Genomic DNA, 21,767 nt, shown 5'->3' with positions numbered 1-21,767 from the left:
ATGGGCTGGCTCGACGTCCTGGGCTGGGGCGGCTCCGCGCTCCTGGTCTTCTCGCTGTTGCAGGCGCGGGTCCTGCGCTTCCGCGCGCTCAACCTGGTGGCCTGCCTGGTCCTGGTGACGTTCAACGCGTTCCTCGGCATCTGGCCGATGGTGGCGATGAACATCGTGCTGTCGGCGATCAACATCTGGTTCCTGGTGCGGCTGTTGCGCGACCGGCACGACGCGGCCGCGTTCTCGGTACTGCAGGTGCGGCCGAGCGACGCCTACCTACTGCACGTCCTGAAGGTCCACGGGGCCGACATCGCCAGGCACCAGCCGGGCTTCGCCGGCGTGCCGGTCGGCAGCACGCCGTACCTCATCCAGAAGGCGGACGAGACCGTCGGCGTGGTCGTGCTTCGGGTCCAGGACGGCGCCGCGCAGGTCGACCTCGACTACGTCACGCCACGGTTCCGCGACTTCTCCCCCGGCGAGTTCGTGTGGCGGCAGAGCGAGCTGCTGCGCCGGCTCGAGGTGGACCGCGTGGTCACGCCGCCCGGCATGGTCGACCCCTACTACGGCAAGCTCGGCTTCCACCGCGAGGATGACCACTACGTCCTCGACCTCTAGGACTGGCTAACCGCTACCCAACGGTCCAAGGCGGCCTTGGCAGCCCCGGAGTCGATCGCGTCGGCTGCGCGCTTGAGCCCCGCGCTCAGCTGAGCGTCCACCTCGCCGCCCTCGGCCGCGTGTACGGCGAGCGCCGCCCCCGCGTTCAGGAGTACGGCGTCGCGCACGGCGCCGCTGTCGCCGTCGAGCAACCGGCGGACCGCGTCGGCGTTGACCGACACGTCACCGCCCCGCAGGTCCTCGACCGTGGCCGTCGGGATCCCGAACGCGGCCGGGTCGACGGTGGTCTCGGCAACCGCGCCGTCGCGCACGACGTACACCTTCGACGTGGTGGTCGTGGTCAGCTCGTCGAGCCCGTCGTCGCCGGTGACCACCCAGGCGTCCAGCCCGCGGCGGGCGAACACGCCGGCCATCAGCGGCGCCATCCGTGGGTCGGCGCAGCCGACCAGCTGAGCGGCCGGCCGGGCCGGGTTCGTCAGTGGGCCGAGGAAGTTGAAGGTGGTGCCGATGCCGAGCTCGCGACGGGTCGGGCCGGCGTGCCGCATCGACGGGTGGAAGGCCATCGCGAAGCAGAAGGTGATCCCCGCCTCCTCGGCCACCGCTGCGACCCGGTCCGGAGTCAGGTCGAGCCGGACGCCGAGCGCTTCCAGGACGTCGGCGCTGCCGCACTGCGAGGACGCCGACCGGTTGCCGTGCTTGACCACCCGCGCGCCCGCGCCGGCCGCCACGATCGCCGACATCGTCGAGATGTTGACCGACATCGACCGGTCGCCGCCGGTCCCGACCACGTCGAGGAGCCGGCCAGGCACCGAGATCGACTGGGCGTGCGCGAGCATCCCGTCGGCGATCGCCGACAGCTCGTCGATCGTCTCGCCCTTGCTGCGCAGCGCGACCACGAAGCCGGCGATCTGCGACGGCGTCGCCTCGCCCTGCAGGATCTGGTCCATCGCCCAGCCCGCCTGGTCGGACGTCAGGTCGGTGCGGGAGACCAGCGTGCCGAGGACCTCGGGCCAGGTCTGGCTCATCGGGCCGCGGCGGGGACGCGTGAGCGGAGCAGCCGGATGACAGCCTCGGCCAACTGGATCGGGTCGAGCGGGTGCGGCACCGCCGCCTCCGCCCGCGACCAGGTCGCCAGCCAGGCGTCCTGGGGACGGCCGGTCAGCACCAGCACCGGCGGGCACTCGTAGATCTCGTCCTTGACCTGCTTGGCAATGCCCATGCCGCCCGCCGGCACTGCCTCGCCGTCCAGGATCAGCAGGTCGAGACCGCCGGCGTCGACCTGCTGGATCACGACCGGCTCGGTCGCGACCTCGACGTACTCGAGCTCGGGCAGGTCGGGGTGCGGGCGCCGGCCGAGCGCCAGGATCACCTGGCGACGGGTGTTCACGTCGTCGCTGTAGACGAGCACCCTGAGCGCCGCCGGCTTGTTCGAGGTCGTGTCGGTCACAGCGCCGATGCTACTAGTGGCGAGCGTCTGGGACTCAGCTACCCGGATCCGCGGACTGACGCTCGAGCAGGTCCAGCCGCCGGTCCTCCCGCTCGGCCTCCTTCATCGACGACCGCACCCACTGAGTGAACAGCACCGCGAAGAACAGCAGCCCGATCAGGTCGCCCGAGCCCCAGAGGATGCCGCCGGCGAGGTGCTGGTCGTCCATCGGGTCCGGCAGCCACGACGCCATCGGGCCGTCGCGCAGCGAGCGGTACCAGTCCCCCGCGATGAGCGTGCTCTGGCCCATGATCGTGACCCCGAGGAACGCATGGAACGGCAGCGTGAGGAACACCAGCAGCAGCCGGAACGGCCAGCCCACCCGACCCGGCACCGGGTCGATGCCCATCAGGGGCCAGAAGAACAGGGCGCCGACCAGCACCAGGTGGACGTGCATCATCTCGTGGACGTACGCCGACCTCAGCGATGCCTCGTACCAGCCGGAGAAGTAGAGCGCCCAGGGCGACACGACGTACAGACCGAGGGCCAGCGGCGGGAACGACAGCACCTTCGCCACCCACGAGTGGAGGCAGACGAGCAGCCAGGCGCGCGGCCGTTTCGGCAGCGTCCGCAGCGCCAGCGTGACCGGCGCGCCGAGCGCGAGGAAGAGCGGCACCAGCATCGACAGCACCATGTGCTGGACCATGTGCACGCTCAGCAGCGTGGTGTCGTACGCCGCCAGCCCGGACGAGGTCGCGAAGTAGAAGCACCCCATCCCGCCGCCGACGAAGGCCAGCGTCCGGCCGACCGGCCAGTGGTCGCCGCGCCGCCGCAGCGCGGCCACACCGACCAGGTAGAGACCGGCCACCCAGACGGTCAGCACGAACGGAACCGGGTCCATCCCCCACTGGCTGAAGACGCTGCCGAAGGTGAAGCGCGGCAGGTCGAGCTCTGGCGGAGAAGAGAGTGAAACCACGGTGTGAACAATATGACGGCGAATCTCCGACCCTGGGTGGTAGCCCTGGTCTGCGCTACCGACATAATGAGGTCCGTGGCGACAGCAACCGCAGCTATTCCTGCCTCCCGTCTGCACGGGCACCATGACCGGCCGAGCATGGTCAGCGTGGGCACGATCATCTGGCTCGCTAGCGAGCTGATGTTCTTTGCCGCGCTGTTCGCGTGCTACTTCACGATCCGGGCGGTCAGCTCACCCCTGTGGGCGCAGGAGACCGAGAAGCTCAACATCCCGTTCTCCTCGGTCAACACCACGATCCTGGTGCTCTCCTCGCTGACCTGCCAGCTGGGCGTGTTCGCCGCGGAGCGCGGCCAGGTCGGCCGCACCGGCTCGGTGTTCAACATCAAGGGCTGGGGCCTGCGCGAGTGGTTCGTGCTGACCTACATCATGGGCGCGGTCTTCATCGGCGGCCAGGCGCTGGAGTACGCCGAGCTGGTCCACGAGGGGGTCACGATCCAGTCGTCGGCGTACGGCTCGGTCTTCTACCTCACCACCGGCTTCCACGGCCTGCACGTCACCGGCGGCCTGATCGCCTTCCTGTTCGTGCTGGGCCGAACGTTCCTGGCCCGCAAGTTCACCCACGAGCAGGCCGTGAGCGCGATCGTCGTCTCCTACTACTGGCACTTCGTCGATGTGGTGTGGATCGCCCTGTTCGCCACCATCTACCTCATCAAGTAGCCCGGACCAAGGACTGAATCTGTGCGTCTCCTGAACCGCTCCGCCGGCCGGCTTTCGCGGCACCGCCGCGGCCCGCTCGCGGGCCTCGTCGTACTGCTGTTCGGCCTACTGCTCACCGGCGGCCTGTACGCCGCGTTCTCGCCCGCCAGTGCCGAGAAGACCGGCACCGACGCCGAGCAGATCGCCGAAGGCCGCAAGCTCTTCCTCACCAGCTGCTCGTTCTGCCACGGCCAGAACGGCGAGGGCATCACCACCAGGAACGGCAACCAGCTCGGCCCGTCGCTGATCGGCGTCGGCGGCGCAGCGGTCGACTTCCAGGTCGGCACCGGCCGGATGCCGCTGGTCCAGCCGGGCCACCAGACCACGCCGAAGGACGTCACCTTCAACGACGAGGAGACCGCCGCGCTGGCGGCGTACGTCCAGTCGCTGGGCGCCGGCCCCGACATCCCGTCCGAGGCCCTCTACTCCACCGAGGGGCTCTCGGAGGAGGAGCGCGAGGAGCTCGCGGTCCGTGGCGGGCAGATCTTCCTGACCAACTGCAGCGCCTGCCACAACTTCGAGGGCTCCGGCGGCGCGATGCCGCGCGGCAAGGTGGCGCCTTCCTTGCAGAAGACCTCCTCCAAGCACATCTACGAAGCGATGCTCACCGGCCCCGGCGAGATGGACAACTTCTCCAACGGCAACATCGCGCCGGAGGACAAGAAGGCGGTCATCGCCTACCTCGAGGCAATCGAGGAGAACCCGGACTACGGCGGCTTCGGCATGGGAGGCATCGGGCCGGTGTCGGAGGGCATGTACGCGTGGCTGGTCGGCATCGGCGGCTGCGTCGCGTTCGCGTTCTGGATCGCGTCCCACACCACTCGTACGGATAAGAAGCCGCAGGCGGCCGGCGGAGAGGCAGACCAGTGAGCTCCGAGATCGAACTCCGCGACGGCGAGACGAGTCTCGAGAAGGCTGCCGAAGAGCCGATCGCCAATCCCGGGCTGCCCGAGCACAAATGGCGCCCGACCGACGTAGACCCGAAGGCCGAGAAGCGCGCAGAGCGCCAGGTGGCGACGCTGTTCCTGATCTCGATGGCCGCCTCGGTCGCCTTCGTGGTCGCCTACCTCACTATCGACGTCGGCGACAACCCGGACACCTTCGGCGGCCTTGGCGCCTCCACCCTCGCCCTCGGTCTCGCGCTCGGGACTGCCCTGCTGGCGATCGGCATCGGCGTCATCCACTGGGCCCGCAAGCTGATGGGCGACCACGAGATCGTCGAGATGCGGCACCCCGCCCGCTCGTCCGATGAGGACCGCGAGTACGCCGTCAACGAGCTGCTGACCGGCATCGAGGAGTCCGGCATCGGCCGTCGCCCGCTGGTCCGCAACACGCTTCTCGGGGCCCTCGGCCTGGTCGGGCTGCCGTTCATCATCGGCCTCGGCGACCTCGGTCCACTGCCGGGCCGCAAGCTCTACCACACCGTGTGGAAGCCCGGCATGCGCGTGACCCGCGACGTGGTCGGCACCCCGATCAAGGTCTCCGACCTCGAGATCGGCGACCTGGTGAACGCCGAGCCGGAGATCGTCTTCGCGGTCAACGAGGAGGGCGAGCACGAGCTCCACGGCGTGGAGCTCCAGGTCGCCAAGTCGAAGGCCGCGGTGATCCTGGTCCGGATGGAGCCCCACGAGATCACCGCCGCGAAGGGCCGTGAGAACTGGAGCGTGGACGGAATCATCTGCTACTCCAAGATCTGCACGCACGTCGGCTGCCCGATCTCGCTGAACGAGCGCAAGAGCCACCACCTGCTCTGCCCGTGTCACCAGTCGACCTTCGACCTCGCCGACAACGGCCGGGTGATCTTCGGTCCTGCCGCGCGCGCACTTCCTCAGTTACCTTTGATGGTGGATGACGAGGGCTACCTGGTCGCACAGGACGACTTCGACCAGCCAGTCGGACCGAGTTTCTGGGAGCGTGGTTAGTCATGGGTGTGCTGCCGAACCCGCTGGGGCGCAGCCACGGCACCAAGGCCGCCAAGGCCAACAAGCCGAACCGAGGCGCCGCGGCGGCCGAATGGGCCGACGACCGCCTGGGCCTGGCGACTGCCGCGAAGAAGCAGATCCGCAAGGTCTTCCCCGACCACTGGTCGTTCATGCTGGGCGAGATCGCGCTCTGGAGCTTCGTCGTACTCCTGCTGACCGGCGTCTTCCTGACGTTCTGGTTCCAGCCGAGCATGGCCGAGGTCGAGTACCAAGGCTCGTACGACGAGCTCCGCGGCGTCGAGATGTCGCAGGCCTACGCCTCCACGCTGGACATCTCCTTCGACGTCCGCGGCGGCCTGCTGCTGCGCCAGATGCACCACTGGTCCGCGATGCTGTTCATCGCCGCGATGCTCGTGCACATGATGCGGGTGTTCCTCACCGGCGCGTTCCGCAAGCCGCGCGAGCTCAACTGGGTGATCGGCGGCCTGCTGATCCTGCTCGGCATCGTCGAGGGCTTCGCCGGCTACTCGCTCCCCGACGACCTGCTCTCCGGCACCGGCCTGCGAATCGCGGACGGACTGGTCAAGGCGACACCGGTGGTCGGCACCTACATGTCGTTCTACATGTTCGGCGGGGAGTTCCCGGGCGACGAGATCATCCCGCGCCTCTACATGGTTCACATCCTGCTGATCCCGGGCCTGATCCTGGCGCTGATCGCCGCCCACATGCTGCTGCTCGTATACCACAAGCACACGCAGTGGCCCGGCCCCGGCCGCACCGAGGAGAACGTCGTCGGCTACCCGATGATGCCGGTGTACGCCGCGAAGGCCGGCGGCTTCTTCTTCATCGTCTTCGGCATCACCGCCCTGATGGGTGGCCTGCTGTCGATCAACCCGGTGTGGAAGTACGGCCCCTACGACCCGTCGAAGGTGACCGCTGGCTCCCAGCCCGACTGGTACATGGGCATCGCCGAGGGCTTACTCCGGATCATGCCTGGGTGGGAGACCCATATCTTCGGCAAGACGATCTCCTGGAACGTCATGCTGCCTGGTCAGATCGCGCCGATGGTGCTGCTGACGATGGTGCTGGCGTGGCCCTTCCTGGAGGCGTGGGTGACCGGTGACAAGCGTGAGCACCACCTGCTCCAGCGGCCGCGCAACGCGCCGACCCGGACCGCGTTCTTCGTCGCGATGATGTCGGTCTACGGCCTGCTCTGGGCCGCCGGCGGCAACGACATCCTGGCCGTGCAGCTGGGCCTGAGCATGGAGGGCATCACCTACTTCATGCGGGTCGCGGTGTTCGCCGTACCCGTGATCGTGTTCATCTTCGTCAAGCGCTGGTGCATCTCGCTGCAGCGTCACGACAACGAGACGCTGCTGCATGGCTACGAGACCGGCGTGATCATGCGCTCCCCCGAGGGCGGCTACACCGAGCGGCACCTGCCGATCAGCGAGTCGCGTGCCTTCACCATGACCGCGCGCGACCGCGACGTCGTCCTCGACGGCTCGGAGCCCGTCGACGCCAACGGCGTCGAGGCGCCCGGCAGCCGCCTCGACGGCATCCGGCACCGGCTCTCCAAGGCCCTGTTCGCCGACAACGTGCAGAAGCCGACGCGTGAGGAGCTCGACGAGGGCCACCACCACGCCGAGGAGGAGCACGCCCACGAGATCGAAGCCGGCATGGACCAACCTGCCGACGGCCACCAGTTCGACGGCCGCCACACCGTTGAAGAAGAGTCCCTTCGCCACTAATCAGCAGTCCGTGACCCGGCCGGTGTCGACGCCTAAGCGCGTCGACCCGGCCGGTCTTCACGTCCAGACACGCTGCCGGCGGAGCTCCGGGTCGACATCAGCCCTCGCAAGCTCGGCCTGATGCTGACCCGGCCCGCCTTCACGTCCACGCACGCCGACCCGGCCCGTCTTCACGCCTGGAGACGCTCACCCGGCCCGTGTTGACCAGACCGCCGCCCCAGCTCGACGCCGTGCACGAGCGATGCCGGCCTGAAGGCGTCCCCACGCGTTCTGGTGTCGGCCGTGGATGTCGATCGCGGTGAAGACGTCGATATCGAAGCCGTGCTCCCGGCGAATCCAGTCGCGCCGATCGTCGTCGTGCTCCTGCTGGTCGGGACCGTGCCACACGACGCCGTCGTACTCCGCCGCGTAGCGAAGCTCCGCGATACCAAGATCGAGGAAGAGTGGTCCGTCCGGACCTGCGAGCTCGATCTGTAGCTCGGGACGCGGCAATGTCTCGCAGTCGAGCCATCGGAGCCGAAGGATGCTCTCCTCCGGTGACCCTGCCCGCGGATCCACCAACGGCGACAGGGTTCGTAGCTTGCGGACCCCGCGGAAGCCTTTGAAACGGGGCACCTCCGCAACGAGCTGGTCGACGGTGAAAGCACCGGTCCTCGCCATCGCGTCCATCGCGGCGAAGGCCTGATCACGGTGGAGGAGCCGGCCAAGGTCGCACGCGGTCCGCAGCGGCGTCGTGACCACCAGGCCATCGACCTCCATCAGGTCCGACTCCAAGAACGTTCGCTCACCGCTCTTGGCCCAGCCGTTCTTGAGCCGGTTGCCGGGCCTCAGGAACATCGACACCGACGGCGTCGAGAGGTGATCCCCGGGGGCCAGAATCATCGGTGCCCCATGAAGCCAACCGGCTGTCCTGTCGGTGATGACTGCATCCTCGGGCGCAACCAACCGGAGACACGAGATGCGGACGTCAAGAGTGTCGCCCAACTGCGTGGCGTAGTAGACACCTCGCAGCGGCGACATCAAGAGACCTGCTGCGAGCCAGACCGCGAGCTGCCGGTCAGGTACGCCGCGTGCGCGCGCCTCGATGCGGCTGAATGGACGATCCACTGGGACCGGGCTCGACTCGTCGAGCCACGGCTTCGCTTCGGAAGGTGTCATACACCTACGGTTGCCCGACTGCCCGCAGGGCCCCAGTGCAAATCCGCGATCTGTGGATGACCGGCGTTATCCACAGGCATCTGCGCCAAAGCGGGCCGGGTCAGCGCGCTCCCACGTCAACACGGGCCGGGTCAGCGCGCTCCCACGTCAAGACGGGCCGGGTCGGCGTGCTGGTACGTCGAGACGGGGCGGGTGGGCGGGGGGGGTTAGCGGAGGGCGGAGCCGGCTTGGTAGTCGGCCCAGGAGGCGTTCCAGTCGCCGTAGCCGTTGGTGAGATCCATGGGGCGGTCGGTGCCGGTGTACTCGACGACGTCGCCGCGCTTGCTGAGGTTGTAGATCCAGGCGGCGTTCTCGGTGCTCATGCCGGTGCAGCCGTGGCTGACGTTGGCGGAGCCCTGGGAGCCGACCGACCACGGGGCGGCGTGCAGGAACTCGCCGCTGGAGGTGACCCGCATGGCGTACTCGACGTCGTTGATGTCGTAGGCCTCCGGGTCGTCGCGCGAGATGCCGACGGTCTCGGAGTTCATCCGCTTGGTGCGGTACTTCTCCATGATCACCTTGACGCCGGAGCGGGTGGTGAAGCCGGGCTTGCCGGTGGTGATCGGCGTGGTCTTCATCAGCTTGCCGTTGACGAAGGTCTGCATCTGGTGGGTCTGTGCGTTGACCTTGCTGATCACGGCGTCGCCGATGTCGAAGGTGATGTGACGGTCCTCCTGGCCGAACACTCCCCCGCCGGCCGGGACGCTGTTGATGTCAGCGTCGACGGTGACCTTGGAGCCGGCCTTCCAGTAGACCTTCGGCCGCCAGTGCACCTCCTGGTCGCTCACCCAGTGCCAGGAGCCCTGCTGCGCGGGCGAGCTGGTGACCTTGAGGTGCTTCTCGATCGAGGCCTGGTCGGTGATCGGGATGTCGAAGCTGATGACCACCGGCATCCCGACACCGACGGTCTCGCCCTGGAGCGGCGCGACGGACGGGTAGGTCTGCTGGTCGAGGGTCAGATCGGCGGTGGTGAACCGCTGCGTCGCGCGCTGGCTCTTGCCGTCGGCGTCGGTGGCAACGGTGGTGATCGTGTACTGCTGACCGGGCTCGAACCGCTCGGTCGCGGTCCAGCTGGCGCCGTCCTCGGCCACCTTGCCGGGCAGCGCGCCCTCGGCCGAGGCCACCTTGACCTTGGTCAGCTCACCGTTGTCGGCGGTGACCTCGAGCAGCCGGTCGACCGGGACTCCCTGACGACTCTTGAGGTTCGTCGAGATGGTCACCGGCTCGGCCGCCGGACGCTCCTCGGAGCCGTCCTCGCCCGCCGCCGACGTCGACGAGTCGGAGCCGTCGCCCGACGAGTCGGAGCACCCGGCCAGCGCAATGCCTGCGAGTACGGCGACGGCCAGGGCCGCGGCGACAGGACGCTTACGAGCCGGCGCGCCGAACACGCGTGCGCGGCGTACAGTCATGACGATCCCCCGATAGAGAGTTTGGCTGGCGCCGCCAGCGTAACTGGTCGGACCCAGCGACTCACACCGTTACGGGCGTGCGACCCGTCACGTGAGGACGGCCACGCCTCAGTGGGCGTGCTCGCCGCGGTAGTACTCGAACACCCAGCCGCTGAGCGCGATCACGCCGAGCCCGGTGCCGACCACGAACATCCACCACTGGCCCAGCGCCACGCCCAGAACGCACACGGCGAGCGTCGAGGCGCACCACAGCGGCCACCAGGAGTACGGCGGGAAGAAGCCCAGCTCGCCGGCTCCTTCGGCGATCTCGCCGTCCTTGCGGTCCTCCGGGCGCGGGTCCATCCGAGCCGCGTGGAAGCCGAGGTAGATCGACACCATCAGCACCAGCAGCGTCGACATCACCAGCGCGGAGGTGCCGGTCCAGTCATGGGTGATGAACCAGTACGCCGGGGTCACCAGGGCGAAGAACGCCGTGGTGATCACGAAGATCCAGGTCTCGGCCTTCATCAGGCGTCATCCTCCGTCTGGTCAGTCTCGGTCTCGGACTGCTCGGTCTCGGTCTTGGTGATCCGCTTCTCGAGGAGGTCGCCTCGCCCCTCGACATTCGGAGTGTCGGCCAGCCGGCCCTCGCGCTCGGCGTCGTTCTGGGCAAGCTCCATCGCGGCGATCTCCGGGTGGTGCAGGTCGAACGCCGGCGACTCCGAGCGGATCCGCGGGATCGAGTGGAAGTTATGCCGCGGCGGCGGGCATGAGGTCGCCCACTCCAGCGAGCGGCCCCAGCCCCACGGGTCGTCGGTCTCGACCAGCGGCGCCTTGCGGGAGATCCACACGTTGTAGAAGAACGGCAGCGTGGAAATGCCGAGCAGGAAGGCGCCCACCGTCGAGATCTGGTTGAGCACGGTGAAGCCGTCCTCGGGCAGATAGTCGGCGTACCGGCGCGGCATTCCTTCGACGCCCAGCCAGTGCTGGACCAGGAAGGTGATGTGGAACCCGAAGAACAGCAGCCAGAAGTGGACCTTGCCGAGCCGCTCGTCGAGCATCCGGCCGGTCATCTTCGGCCACCAGAAGTAGAAGCCGGCGAACATCGCGAACACCACGGTGCCGAACACGACGTAGTGGAAGTGCGCCACCACGAAGTAGGAGTCGGACACGTGGAAGTCCAGCGGCGGGCTGGCCAGGATGATGCCGGTCAGGCCGCCGAACAGGAACGTCGTGAGGAAGCCGAGCGTCCACAGCATCGGGGTGTCGAAGGACACAGACCCGCCCCACATCGTGCCGATCCAGTTGAAGAACTTCACACCTGTGGGTACGGCGATCAGGAACGTCATGCCGGAGAAGAACGGCAGGTCGACCGCGCCGGTCACGAACATGTGGTGCGCCCACACCGCGACCGACAGGATCGCGATGCCGAGGGTCGCGCCGACCAGGCCGACGTACCCGAAGATCGGCTTGCGGCTGAACACCGGCAGGATCTCGGTCACGATGCCGAAGAACGGCAGCGCGATGATGTAGACCTCCGGATGGCCGAAGAACCAGAACAGGTGCTGCCACAGGATCGCGCCACCGTGGGAGGCGTCGAAGATATGGGCGCCGAGCAGCCGGTCGGCCTCCAGCGAGAGCAGCGCGCCGGCGAGGATCGGGAACGCGATCAGCACCAGCAGCGAGGTGACCATCGTGTTCCACACGAAGATCGGCATCCGGAACATGGTCATGCCGGGCGCGCGCATGCAGATGATCGTGGTGATGAAGTTGACCGCGCCGAGGATGGTGCCGAGACCGGCCATCCACAGACCCATGATCCACAGGTCACCGCCGACGCCAGGCGAGCCGATCTTGGTCGAGAGCGGCGTGTAGGCGAACCAGCCGAAGTCCGCGGCGCCGCCCGGGGTCAGGAAGCCGGCACCGACGATGAGGCCGCCGAACAGGAACAGCCAGTAGCTGAACATGTTGAGTCGCGGGAACGCGACGTCGGGCGAGCCGATCTGCAGCGGCATGATCACGTTGCCGAAGCCGAAGAACAGCGGCGTCGCGAACAGCAGCAGCATGATCGTGCCGTGCATCGTGAACAGCTGGTTGTAGAGCTCTTCGTTGACCACCTGTGAGCCGGGGAAGGCCAGCTCGGAGCGGATGATCAGGGCCATCAGGCCGCCTGCGAGGAACCAGGCGAACGAGGTGATCAGGTAGAGCTTGCCGATCAGCTTGTGGTCGGTCGTGGTGAGGATGCGGACGACGTTCTGACCGAGCGTCCTCTTGTGCTCAGGGAAGGCGGTCGTCGCGCTGGCTGCCGTGGCGGTCACTCGTGTTCTCCATTGCTCTCGGCCTCGATGCCGTCCTGGACCCGCGCGTTCTCGCCGCCGAGCACCGGCTCCTCCGAGGTGAAACCGCGCTCCTCGAGCTGCTGCAGGTGCTCATCGAAGTCGGCCCTGGACACGACCTCGACGTTGAACAGCATCCGCGAGTGGTAGGCGCCGCACAGCTCGGTGCACTTGCCCTTGAAGGTGCCGATCCGGTCCGGCGTGAGCTGGAACTTGTTGTCGCGGCCGGGGACGACGTCCATCTTCATCAGGAAGCCAGGCACCCAGAACGAGTGGATCATGTCGGGCGAGCTGAGCTCGAACTTGACGGTCTCGTTCACCGGCAGATACAGCGTGGGGATCTGCCCGGCGGTACCCGACGTGAAGACGTACGCCGACTCGACGGCGTCCGCGTTCTCGTAGTTGAAGGTCCACGACCACTGCTGCCCGACCACCTTGACCACGTGGTCGGGCGTATCGGAGTCGTCGAGCACCCGGTTCTGGACGGTGACCGTCCAGTAGAAGAAGACGATCACCATCATGATCGGGGCGATCGTGTAGAAGATCTCGAGCGGCAGGTTGTAGCGCGTCTGCACCGGGATCTCGTCGTCGCTGCGGCGCCGGTAGCGCCAGATGACCCAGAAGATCAGGCCCCAGGTGATGACACCGGTCACCAGCGCGGCCACCCAGCCCCACTGCCACAGGGCGAGGATGTCAGGGCCCTCCTTGGTGGCGGGCTCGGGCATTGCGCCGCGCTTCCACTCGCCCCGCTGGTCGGCCGAGCAGCCACCGAGGATCAGGAGGCCGAAGCCCAGCGTCGTGCCGACAGCGATTCTTCTGGCGACCCCCGACGCACGCTTGGGGAGTTGCAGACCCACGAACGAGCCTCTCTCTCAACGATCACGGATACAGCCGAACACTACTGGAAGTGACCCCCGGGAAAGGTGGAGGGTCGCCAGATAGATTCATGGTGTGACTGACGCCTCCAGCGGCGCCCCAACGTACCTCGACTCGGCATCGTCCGAGCCGCTGCATCCGGCCGCGCGCGCGGTGCTGCTCGCCGCGCTCGACCAGGGGTACGCCGACCCGCGGCGCCTGCACGGTCCGGCCCGGTCCGCGCGGCTGCTGCTCGACAACGCGCGCGAGGTCACCGCGCAGGCGCTCGGCGTCCGCGCCGACGAGGTCAGCTTCGTCGGGTCCGGGACCGACGCGGTCCATCGCGGGCTGCTCGGGCTGCTCGCGGGCCGTGCCCGCTCCGGCTCGCGGCTGCTGCACTCGGCGGTCGAGCACTCCTCAGTGCTGCACGCCGCCGCGTGGCGCACCGGCGAGGCTGCATCGCTGCCGGTCGACCGGCACGGCCGGCTGACGGCCGACACCGTCCGCGCCGCCCTCACTCCCGACGTCGCCGCCCTCGCAGTGCAGTCGGCGAACCACGAGGTGGGCACCGTCCAGCCGGTCGCCGAGATCGCCGCGGCCGCCGGTGACGTCCCGGTATTCATGGACGCGTGCGCCTCCGCCGGGCGGCTGCCGCTCCCCGACGGGTGGGCGGTGGCCGCCGCGTCCGCGCACAAGTGGGGCGGCCCGGCGGGAGTCGGCGTACTCCTGGTGCGCAAGGGCGCCCGGTGGCGCAATCCGTTCCCCGCCGACGACCGGGTCGACGAGCGGGCAGCGGGCTTCGAGAACGTCCCCTCCGCGCTCGCCGCCGCGGCCGCCCTGCAGGCGGTCGTCGCCGAGCAGGAGGAGCGCAGCGTCCGGGAGGCCGCGCTGATCGCGAAGGTCCGCAAGACCGTCGCCGCGAGCGTGCCCGACGTCGAGATCGTCGGCGACCCCGACGAGCGGCTCCCCCACCTGGTCACCTTCTCCTGCCTGTACGTCGACGGCGAGGCCCTGGTGCACGGGCTAGACCGGCGCGGCTTCGGCGTGGCCAGCGGGTCGGCCTGCACCGCGTCGACGCTGGCCCCGAGCCACGTGCTGGAGGCGATGGGCGTGCTCACCCACGGCAACGTGCGGGTCTCACTGACCCGTGACACCGCCGAGGCTCAGGTCGATGCCTTCCTCGCCGCGCTACCCGACGTCGTACGCGCGATCCGGGCGGAGGCCGGACTGTGACCGACCCGGAGCCGGCGTTCGAGCTGGACTGCCGTGGCAAGCGCTGCCCGCTGCCGATCATCGAGCTGGCCCGTCACATCGAGGGCGTCGCGGTCGGAGAGCTGCTCGCGGTGGTGTCCGACGATGTGGCGGCGCGGGCCGACGTCCCGGCGTGGTGCCGGATGCGCGGCCAGGAGTACGGCGGCGAGGACGCCGCCGGCGACGGCGTCCCCCGCTATCTGGTGCGGCGGCTGGTCTGAAGCGAACCGCCTACGGGCGGATCGTGGTCAGGCGCGGCTCGATGTCCTTGACGGCCTCGGGGCCGTAGGTGTCCTCCAGGCGCTTGAGGAAGCCACTGCGGGTGAGGGTGTACTCCTGGGTGCCGACCTGCTCCACGACGTACACCGCGAGCAGGCAGCCGAGCTGGGCGGCCCGCTCCAGGCCGAGGTCCCACGACAGTGCGGCCAGGAAGCCGGCCCGGAAGGCGTCGCCGACGCCGGTCGGCTCGACCGCCTCGATCTCAGGTACGGCGGCCACCACCAGCGGCTCCTCCCCCTTGCGCTCGATGCGCACGCCCTGGGCGCCGAGCGTGATCACCCAGGTGCCGACCCGGTCGAGGACGTCCTCGGGGGTCCAGCCGGTCTTCTGGGTGATTAGCGAGGCCTCGTACTCGTTGGAGAACAGGATGTCCGCGCCGTCGATCAGCGGCCGGATCAGGTCGCCGTCGCCGAAGGCGAGCTGCTGGGACGGGTCGGCGACGAATCGGTAGCCGCGGGTGCGGCACTCGTCGGTGTGCCGGAGCATGCCCTCGGGGTCGTTCGGGCCGATCAGGACGTACTCGGGCGCCCCGACGCGGTCGGCGATCGGCTTGAGCTCGATCTCGCGGGCCTCGCTCATCGCGCCGGCGTAGAACGAGGCGATCTGGGCGTGGGTGGAGTCGTTGGTGCACACGAAGCGCGCGGTGTGCCGGGTCTGGGAGACGTGCACCGAGTCGCAGTCAACGTTGTGCCGCTCCAGCCACGACCGGTAGTCGACGAAGTCCTCCCCGACCGCGCCTACCAGGATCGGGCGGATGCCGAGGTTGCCGAGCCCGAAGGCGATGTTCGCGGCGCAGCCGCCGCGGCGTACGTCGAGCTCGTCGACCAGGAACGAGACCGACAGCTTGGCCAGCTGGTCGACCACCAGCGAGTCGGAGAACTTGCCGGCGAAGGACATCAGATGGTCGGTCGCGATCGAACCGGTGATCAGCAGTGACATGGCGCGAACACTACTTGCGCTCCTGCCCGACAACCTACCGACGGGTTCCGATTTCCGTACTGGAGAGTAAGCCTTACCGTCGAAGACATGGCCGATTCGGCACCTCCCTCGCGACTCGCGTACGACGAGCTGGCGAGCCCGCACGAGCTGTACGGCGACTGCCAGGCAGCGGGCGCGAACCTCCCTCAGCACGCCCCGCTGCTCGGCACCCCGCCTTCGGCGGTACCGGCTCCTCGACACGAGATCGCAGTGACCGACTCGGCCGCCCGGCTGGCCGGCGCGCTCCACCTCCACCTCAACTAGAGCTCGTCCGGACAGCCGAAAACGCCGAGCGGCGCCAACTCCTGAGAGTTGGCGCCGCCACCGGAGGCCCGAGTGGCATGTAGATCGCTCCGCGATCTATGTGCCACTCGGCGTTTGATACGGGCCTAGTGGAACGAGTCGCCGCAGGCGCAGGAGCCGGTGGCGTTGGGGTTGTCGATGGTGAAGCCCTGCTTCTCGATGCTGTCGACGAAGTCGATCTGCGCACCGTTGAGGTAGGGCACGCTCATCCGGTCGACCACGACGGCGACGCCGTCGAAGTCGGTGACCACGTCACCGTCGAGGCTGCGCTCGTCGAAGAACAGCTGGTACCGCAGTCCGGAGCAGCCGCCCGGCTGGACCGAGATCCGCAGCGCGAGGTCGTCGCGACCTTCCTGGTCGAGGAGGCTCTTCACCTTGGCGGCGGCCACCGAGCTCAGGTTGATCTGGTCGGTACGGCGCTCTTCGGTGGTCACCGGCTCCGCAACCTTGGTCCCCGCCGGGGCACCGTGGCTGTGTCCGGCTGCACCGCCGCCGCAGCAACTGTCGCTCATCTGCTCACTCCAAAGGGGGTGTTGTGGTCGTCTACAACTCTCATCAATGGTCGCACACGCTGGGTTATTCCTGAACGTGAGGACGATCGCGGAGCGATCGTCGTCACGTGAGCAAGCCGGCGGCAGCCCGCACCGCTCAGAGATCGCGCTCAGCGTGACCAGGTCCGCGCCACTCGCTCCGCGAGATCGGCGAGGGCGCCGCGCGGGTCGGCGAAGGCGCGCTCCTTCCCGGCCGCATCCACCAGCGAGTACGCCGACTCCACGCCGAGCGCGCGCATCTCGCGGGACCCGACCAGCACCTGACCCGCGAGCGCGATGCACGGCCGCACCGCCTCGGTCGCGATCTCGGCGACGCCGTACGGGACCTTCCCGGAACGGGAGGAGAAGTCGAACGAGCCCTCCCCCGTGACCACCAGGTCCGCCTGCCGGGCCCGGTCGGCGAGGCCGACCGCGCGGGCAACCAGGCCGATGCCGGACTCCCGGCTGCCACCGAGCAGGAACAGCGCGAAGCCGAGTCCACCCGCCGCGCCGGCGCCCTTCTCCAGCGCCAGGCGTCGTTCGGTGAGGGCTGCGAAGTCGTCGAGAATGCCGTCCACGGCCGGCAGCCGCTCCTCCGGAATGCCCTTCTGCGGACCATAGGTCTTGGTCGCGCCGAACAGCCCAGTTAGCGGGTTGGCAACGTCCGAGGCGGCGACCAGCTCGACCTCGCCCCGCTCGCTACCCAGCCCGACGCCGTCCAGCTGCACCGAGTGCAGCTCGGCCATCGCCCGCGGCCCGCCGCGGAGAAGGTCGGCCGGCTCGGCACCGAGGGCGGCGAGCAGCCCCGCGCCCGCGTCGTTGGTGCCGCTGCCGCCGAGTCCGACCACGACCCGCCGGGCGCCGGCGTCGACGGCGGCGCGCAGCAGCTCGCCGACGCCGTACGTCGTGGCCCGCTCGGCGTCCCGGTCCGCGGGCTCGGTCAGGTGCAGCCCGCAGGCCTGCGCGCTCTCGACGTACGCCGTGCCGTCGGCAACCAGCAGGCTGGCCGGCGTCGGCTCGCCGTACGGACCGCTGACCGTGACCGCGAGCAGGTCGCCGCCCAGCGCGGCGTACAGGACGTCGACGAAGCCCGGGCCGCCGTCGGCCATCGGCGCCAGGTCCAGCTCATCGGCGGGTGCCCGCCGCCGCCAGCCCTCGGCGATCGCGTCGGCCGCCTCGACCGCGGACAGCGTGCCGGCGAACTTGTCGGGAGCAATGAGGACGCGCACGCCCCCATCCTGCCTCCCTAGGCTGAGCCAGTGACCGTCGCCATCCGCCCCATGCATGACCAGGACGTTGCCGCCGTCGAGCAGCTCACCGACGAGGGCTTCTACGAACTCGACCTGCGTACCGTCCAGCGCGACTGGCCGGACCCGGAGCGGCGCACGGCCGCGCACAGCAAGGTCTGGATGGCCCGCACTCGGCACTTCCTGGCCACCGACCCGGGCGGCTGCTGGGTGGCCGAGCAAGACGGCGAGCTGGTCGGCGCCGCGGCGTCGTTCAACCGCGAGCTGATGTGGATCCTGGCGACGTACGCCGTCCGCCCCGGGCTGCAGGGCCAGGGCATCGGCGCCCAGCTGCTCGCGGCGGCGCTGCAGCACGGCCAGGGCTGCCTGCGTGGGATGCTCTCGGCGTCGTCGGACCCGAAAGCGGTACGCCGCTACCGGCTGGCCGGCTTCAGCCTGCATCCGCAGATGTTCCTCCGCGGCGTCGTCGACCGGAGCACGCTGCCGGTGGTCGACCGGGTCCGCGACGGCAACGCGGCCGACGTGGACCTGATGAACTCGGTCGACCGGCAGACCCGCGGCGCCGCGCACGGGCCGGACCACGAGTTCCTGCTCGAGAACGCCGCCCGGCTCGTCGTCGCCGACCGGACGACCGGCTCCGGCTACGCCTACGTGGCCGAGAACGGCTCCCCGCTGCTGCTGGCCGCGACCAACCGGCGTACCGCCGCCGACCTGCTCTGGGAGTCTCTGGCCTCCTCACCGCCGGATGGCAAGGTCACCGTCCCGCACCTGACCGCGGTCAACGAGTGGGCGGTCGACGTCGGACTGGCCGCGCGCCTGGAGCTGCATCAGTCCGGCTACCTCGCCCTGCGCAACATGAAGCCGCCCGCGCCGTACATCCATCACGGCGCGCTGCTCTGATCATCGGCCGACCGCGGCCCGCGCAGCCAGCTGCAGTTTGCGCAGGTCACCCGCCCGCCAGACCGGCGAACGGACGGTCAGGGTGCCGTGCGCCAAGGTGACCGCGAACGACGGCAAGATGGTCCCGGTGACCGCGCCGACGGCCCGGATCTCCTCCACTGGGATCGTCCAGGGCGCCGGCTGCCGGTCCCGGCCCTTGGCCACCAGCGGCTTCACCAGGGTCACGACCATCCACAGGAGCAGCAGAACAATGCCAACCAAACCCATGAGCCCGAAGATGGCATTGTCGTACAGGAGTCCGAGAACCAAGAACAGTGGCGGTCCACCCAAAAAGGTACGCCGAAGCCCGCTCCAATCGCTGCCGGATGCCGGTCGCGGAGCGATGCGTAGACCGGTCGGATACACCCGGAGGCGTGCCACGCCGTCATCGGTGCGGAATGGCCCGTACTCAATCGACTCCCAGCTGCTCATCCCATCGCTCACGGGCGGGTATCTGCCCCATGGAACAAATCCGCAAACCGCTGAGTTAACTTTGTTGTCGCGATGACCACAAACTAGGATGGTGTGCATGACGACAGTCGACCTACCCCTGCTCCCCCTTGGTCTCGGCAAGGACCTCGGTTCCGAACGGGGCGTGGAGTGCCCGGGCGACCTGCCGCCCGCGTCCGACCCTGACCTGGTGGCCCGCGCGAAGGCGGCCAAGGAGGCGCTCGGCGAGAAGGTGTTCGTGCTCGGGCACCACTACCAGCGCGACGAGGTGATCCAGTTCGCCGACGTCACCGGAGACTCGTTCAAGCTCGCCCGGGACGCGGCCGGCCGCCCGGAGGCGGAGTACATCGTCTTCTGCGGCGTCCACTTCATGGCCGAGTCGGCCGACATCCTGACCGCGCCCGAGCAGAAGGTGGTCCTGCCCGACCTCGCGGCCGGCTGCTCGATGGCCGACATGGCCCGGCTCGCGCAGGTCGAGGACGCCTGGGACGCGATGGTCGACGCCGGCATCGCCGACGTCGTCGTACCCGTCACGTACATGAACTCCTCGGCCGACATCAAGGCGTTCTGCGGCAAGCACGACGGCGCGGTGTGTACGTCGAGCAACGCCGACGTCGCGCTGGAGTGGGCGTTCCAGCAGAAGGGCCCTGACAGCAAGGTGCTGTTCCTGCCCGACCAGCACCTCGGCCGCAACACCGCGGTGCTGAAGATGGGCTACACGCTCGACGACTGCGTGGTCTGGAACCCGCTCAAGCCCAACGGCGGCCTGACCGCCGAGGAGCTCAAGCGGGCCAAGATGATCCTCTGGAAGGGCCACTGCTCGGTGCACGGCCGGTTCAGCGAGGACGTGGTCGACGAGCTGCGCGAGAAGATCCCGGGCGTCAACATCCTGGTCCACCCCGAGTGCAAGCACGAAGTGGTGCTCAAGGCGGACCTGGTCGGCTCCACCGAGTTCATCATCAAGACCATCGAGGCGGCGCCGGCCGGCTCCAGCTGGGCGATCGGCACCGAGCTCAACCTGGTCAAGCGGCTGGCCGGCCAGCACCCCGACAAGAACATCTCCTTCCTCGACAAGACCGTCTGCTACTGCTCGACGATGAACCGGATCGACCTGCCCCACTTCGTGTGGGCGATGGAGTCGCTTGCCGCCGGCAAGCTGGTCAACGTGATCGAGGTCGACCCAGACACCGAGCACTGGGCCAAGGTCGCGCTGCAGCGGATGCTGGACCTGCCCGGCAAGTCACACAGGGACTGACGCGACACTCACGGCTCGACCCCGGGAGGCGGGGTCGGCGGCGGGGTCACCTCCGGATTCGGGAAGGTCAGCTCGGCGTCCGAGGCGATCTCAAGGAGTTGCGCGTCCGAGATCACCGGATTCCCGGTCGACGCAGTGGGGATGGTGATCCACACGTTGACCCGCCGCTTGTCGTCCCCGACGGTGACCATTCGGTAATGCTCCTCGCCGGACTCGAACCTGGTCCTGGTCCAGGTCCGGCCGTCGGGGAACGTGCCTTCGGTGCAGGTGGTGTCCCCGGCCTGGCAGCCTGTCCAAGGATCCTCGTAGGGCACCGGGAGCCCGAGGACCACGGCCAGCTCCTGGGCGTCCGGCAGGTCGTAGTAGGCCTGCCAGTCGGTGGCATTCTGGGCCTGGTCGTCGGGTAGCGGTGTCTTCCTGGTCCAGTCGCTCGGGTAGATGTCGCGCGGCTGGTAGTTGACGTACCGGGCCACCACCCCCTGGATCAGCTCGTCCACGCCGCTGGTGGGCACGAAGCCGCCGCCGTCCGCCGGCGGGTCACTGGCGACCGCGACCTCGCCCTCGCCGCCGCCCTCGCCGCCGCCCTGGCCGAGGACGGCGACTCCGGTGCCGGTCAGGCCGAGTACGGCGGCCGCAGCACCGCCGGCCCACGCCAGCCTGCGGGTACGCCGGCGGGCTCGGCCTGTCTGGATCGCGCTGGCGAGACTGGGCCCGCCCTCGACGTCGTCGGTCAGCTCCCGCAGCCGGCCGCTCAGCTCGGTGTCGAATGTCATGACTTCTCCTTCAGGTCAGCAGGTTGGCCCAGCTCGTGGCCCAGGTCGCGCCGGAGGCGGGCGACGGCTCGCGAGGTCTGGCTCTTCACGGTGCCCTCGGGCACGCGCAGGATCTCGGCGACGGCCGCCACGGGCAGGTCGTCGAGGTAGCGGAGGGTGATCAGCACCCGGTCGCGTGGCTTCAACGCCTGCATGGCGCGGCGCAGGTCGAGGCTGTCGGCAAGGTCGGTGACCTCGGTGACCGGCTGGTCCGGAACCTCGTCGGTCAGCGTCTCGTGGCGCCGCTTCCGCAGGTTGCTCAGGCAGCGGTTGACCAGGACCCGCCTGGCGTAGGCGTCGTGCCCGCCGTCGCGGATCCGGGGCCAGTAGACGTACAGCGTGCTGAAGGTCTGCTGGGTCTCGTCCTCCGCTTGCGCCCAGCTGCCGAGGATGGCGTACGCCGTACGCATGAACGGCCGCTCGCGCGAGACGAAGAACTCGCAGTAGGTCGCCTCCCAGGTTGGTGCCCTGCTCCCCATACATCCATCCTTCCGTCCGGCTGTGCCCTAC

The 21,767-nt window shown here is 69.0% G+C and carries 24 protein-coding genes; 10 read left to right on the top strand and 14 right to left on the bottom strand.

Going from position 1 to position 21,767, the window contains the following annotated elements; genetic code table 11:
* Nucleotides 1-606: a hypothetical protein gene (locus tag DDV73_RS24900; protein WP_109509977.1), complete on the top strand. Its 606-nt coding sequence runs from the start codon at nt 1-3 to the stop codon at nt 604-606.
* On the opposite strand, the gene trpD is transcribed toward DDV73_RS24900, so the two are convergent.
* From trpD to DDV73_RS24885, 3 genes are read right to left on the bottom strand one after another with little or no spacing between them, the layout of a single operon-like run.
* Nucleotides 603-1,631 carry an anthranilate phosphoribosyltransferase gene (gene trpD, locus DDV73_RS24895; RefSeq protein ID WP_109509976.1) on the bottom strand — a complete coding sequence of 343 codons (1,029 nt, stop codon included), beginning with the start codon at nt 1,629-1,631 and terminating at the stop codon, nt 603-605. The two genes, DDV73_RS24900 and trpD, sit on opposite strands and share 4 nt — an antisense overlap.
* On the bottom strand, nt 1,628-2,053 hold the full coding sequence (locus DDV73_RS24890) for an Rv3143 family two-component system response regulator (RefSeq protein ID WP_109509975.1): 426 nt from the start codon (nt 2,051-2,053) through the stop codon (nt 1,628-1,630). Before DDV73_RS24890 ends, trpD begins: the two co-directional genes overlap by 4 nt.
* A 34-nt stretch (nt 2,054-2,087) precedes the next feature.
* Complete coding sequence (locus DDV73_RS24885; RefSeq protein ID WP_240617467.1) at nt 2,088-3,008, bottom strand: cytochrome c oxidase assembly protein; 921 nt, start codon at nt 3,006-3,008, stop codon at nt 2,088-2,090.
* Between the two features lie 12 nt (nt 3,009-3,020).
* Here DDV73_RS24885 and ctaE point away from each other — a divergent pair, with 12 nt between their 5' ends.
* The 4 genes from ctaE to qcrB are packed head-to-tail and all read left to right on the top strand — an operon-like array spanning nt 3,021 to nt 7,437.
* Complete coding sequence (gene ctaE, locus DDV73_RS24880) at nt 3,021-3,725, top strand: aa3-type cytochrome oxidase subunit III (RefSeq protein ID WP_476703548.1); 705 nt, start codon at nt 3,021-3,023, stop codon at nt 3,723-3,725.
* Between the two features lie 21 nt (nt 3,726-3,746).
* Nucleotides 3,747-4,634, top strand: coding sequence for a cytochrome bc1 complex diheme cytochrome c subunit (gene qcrC / locus DDV73_RS24875; RefSeq protein WP_109509973.1), 888 nt, complete (start codon nt 3,747-3,749; stop codon nt 4,632-4,634).
* Nucleotides 4,631-5,686, top strand: coding sequence for a cytochrome bc1 complex Rieske iron-sulfur subunit (gene qcrA / locus DDV73_RS24870; protein ID WP_109509972.1), 1,056 nt, complete (start codon nt 4,631-4,633; stop codon nt 5,684-5,686). Before qcrC ends, qcrA begins: the two co-directional genes overlap by 4 nt.
* Nucleotides 5,687-5,688: 2 nt before the next feature.
* Nucleotides 5,689-7,437, top strand: coding sequence for a cytochrome bc1 complex cytochrome b subunit (qcrB, locus tag DDV73_RS24865; protein ID WP_109509971.1), 1,749 nt, complete (start codon nt 5,689-5,691; stop codon nt 7,435-7,437).
* Nucleotides 7,438-7,623: 186 nt separating this feature from the next.
* Here qcrB and DDV73_RS24860 read toward each other — a convergent pair whose 3' ends face one another.
* The 5 genes from DDV73_RS24860 to ctaC form a co-directional block, all read right to left on the bottom strand.
* On the bottom strand, nt 7,624-8,319 hold the full coding sequence (locus DDV73_RS24860) for a hypothetical protein (protein WP_154402901.1): 696 nt from the start codon (nt 8,317-8,319) through the stop codon (nt 7,624-7,626).
* A gap of 482 nt (nt 8,320-8,801) precedes the next feature.
* On the bottom strand, nt 8,802-10,043 hold the full coding sequence (locus DDV73_RS24855) for a L,D-transpeptidase (RefSeq protein WP_109509969.1): 1,242 nt from the start codon (nt 10,041-10,043) through the stop codon (nt 8,802-8,804).
* A 108-nt stretch (nt 10,044-10,151) separates the two neighbouring features.
* Entirely contained in the window at nt 10,152-10,550 is a 399-nt protein-coding gene (locus tag DDV73_RS24850; protein WP_109509968.1) for a cytochrome c oxidase subunit 4, read from the bottom strand.
* Nucleotides 10,550-12,340, bottom strand: coding sequence for an aa3-type cytochrome oxidase subunit I (gene ctaD, locus DDV73_RS24845; protein WP_109509967.1), 1,791 nt, complete (start codon nt 12,338-12,340; stop codon nt 10,550-10,552). The genes DDV73_RS24850 and ctaD overlap by 1 nt, the downstream gene beginning before the upstream one ends.
* Nucleotides 12,337-13,215 (bottom strand): aa3-type cytochrome oxidase subunit II, encoded by an 879-nt coding sequence (gene ctaC, locus DDV73_RS24840; RefSeq protein ID WP_109509966.1) that lies wholly within the window; start codon nt 13,213-13,215, stop codon nt 12,337-12,339. The genes ctaD and ctaC overlap by 4 nt, the downstream gene beginning before the upstream one ends.
* A 94-nt stretch (nt 13,216-13,309) precedes the next feature.
* On the opposite strand from ctaC, the gene DDV73_RS24835 reads away from it, so the two are divergent.
* The gene (locus DDV73_RS24835) at nt 13,310-14,446 is read left to right on the top strand and encodes a cysteine desulfurase family protein (protein WP_109509965.1); all 1,137 of its coding nucleotides are present in this window, start codon (nt 13,310-13,312) and stop codon (nt 14,444-14,446) included.
* Nucleotides 14,443-14,685 carry a sulfurtransferase TusA family protein gene (locus DDV73_RS24830; protein WP_109509964.1) on the top strand — a complete coding sequence of 81 codons (243 nt, stop codon included), beginning with the start codon at nt 14,443-14,445 and terminating at the stop codon, nt 14,683-14,685. The genes DDV73_RS24835 and DDV73_RS24830 overlap by 4 nt, the downstream gene beginning before the upstream one ends.
* 10 nt (nt 14,686-14,695) lie before the next feature.
* Here DDV73_RS24830 and DDV73_RS24825 read toward each other — a convergent pair whose 3' ends face one another.
* A complete protein-coding gene (locus tag DDV73_RS24825; RefSeq protein ID WP_109509963.1) occupies nt 14,696-15,682 on the bottom strand; it encodes a carbohydrate kinase family protein in 987 nt (328 codons plus the stop codon).
* Nucleotides 15,683-15,769: 87 nt separating this feature from the next.
* Between DDV73_RS24825 and DDV73_RS28295 the strand changes: the two genes are divergently transcribed.
* A complete protein-coding gene (locus tag DDV73_RS28295; RefSeq protein WP_161962528.1) occupies nt 15,770-15,985 on the top strand; it encodes a hypothetical protein in 216 nt (71 codons plus the stop codon).
* 125 nt (nt 15,986-16,110) lie between these two features.
* On the opposite strand, the gene erpA is transcribed toward DDV73_RS28295, so the two are convergent.
* Nucleotides 16,111-16,536 carry an iron-sulfur cluster insertion protein ErpA gene (gene erpA, locus DDV73_RS24815; protein WP_240617465.1) on the bottom strand — a complete coding sequence of 142 codons (426 nt, stop codon included), beginning with the start codon at nt 16,534-16,536 and terminating at the stop codon, nt 16,111-16,113.
* 149 nt (nt 16,537-16,685) lie between these two features.
* The gene (locus DDV73_RS24810; protein WP_109509960.1) at nt 16,686-17,783 is read right to left on the bottom strand and encodes a glycerate kinase family protein; all 1,098 of its coding nucleotides are present in this window, start codon (nt 17,781-17,783) and stop codon (nt 16,686-16,688) included.
* Between the two features lie 30 nt (nt 17,784-17,813).
* On the opposite strand from DDV73_RS24810, the gene DDV73_RS24805 reads away from it, so the two are divergent.
* On the top strand, nt 17,814-18,701 hold the full coding sequence (locus DDV73_RS24805; RefSeq protein ID WP_240617464.1) for a GNAT family N-acetyltransferase: 888 nt from the start codon (nt 17,814-17,816) through the stop codon (nt 18,699-18,701).
* Here DDV73_RS24805 and DDV73_RS24800 read toward each other — a convergent pair whose 3' ends face one another.
* Nucleotides 18,702-18,968 (bottom strand): hypothetical protein, encoded by a 267-nt coding sequence (locus DDV73_RS24800; RefSeq protein ID WP_154402900.1) that lies wholly within the window; start codon nt 18,966-18,968, stop codon nt 18,702-18,704.
* 301 nt (nt 18,969-19,269) lie between these two features.
* Between DDV73_RS24800 and nadA the strand changes: the two genes are divergently transcribed.
* Nucleotides 19,270-20,445 (top strand): quinolinate synthase NadA, encoded by a 1,176-nt coding sequence (gene nadA / locus DDV73_RS24795; RefSeq protein ID WP_109509958.1) that lies wholly within the window; start codon nt 19,270-19,272, stop codon nt 20,443-20,445.
* A gap of 8 nt (nt 20,446-20,453) precedes the next feature.
* Here the strand turns inward: nadA and DDV73_RS28135 are convergent, their stop codons facing one another.
* Both DDV73_RS28135 and DDV73_RS24780 read right to left on the bottom strand, forming a co-directional pair.
* A complete protein-coding gene (locus DDV73_RS28135; RefSeq protein ID WP_154402899.1) occupies nt 20,454-21,218 on the bottom strand; it encodes a hypothetical protein in 765 nt (254 codons plus the stop codon).
* Nucleotides 21,215-21,736: a SigE family RNA polymerase sigma factor gene (locus tag DDV73_RS24780; RefSeq protein ID WP_109509956.1), complete on the bottom strand. Its 522-nt coding sequence runs from the start codon at nt 21,734-21,736 to the stop codon at nt 21,215-21,217. The genes DDV73_RS28135 and DDV73_RS24780 overlap by 4 nt, the downstream gene beginning before the upstream one ends.
* Nucleotides 21,737-21,767: the final 31 nt, after the last annotated feature.

Source organism: Nocardioides speluncae (assembly GCF_003121585.1).
Classification (GTDB): Bacteria; Actinomycetota; Actinomycetes; order Propionibacteriales; family Nocardioidaceae; genus Nocardioides; species Nocardioides speluncae.
Note: the sequence above shows the minus strand (reverse complement) of the source record. Positions and strands in the feature narration are given on the sequence as shown.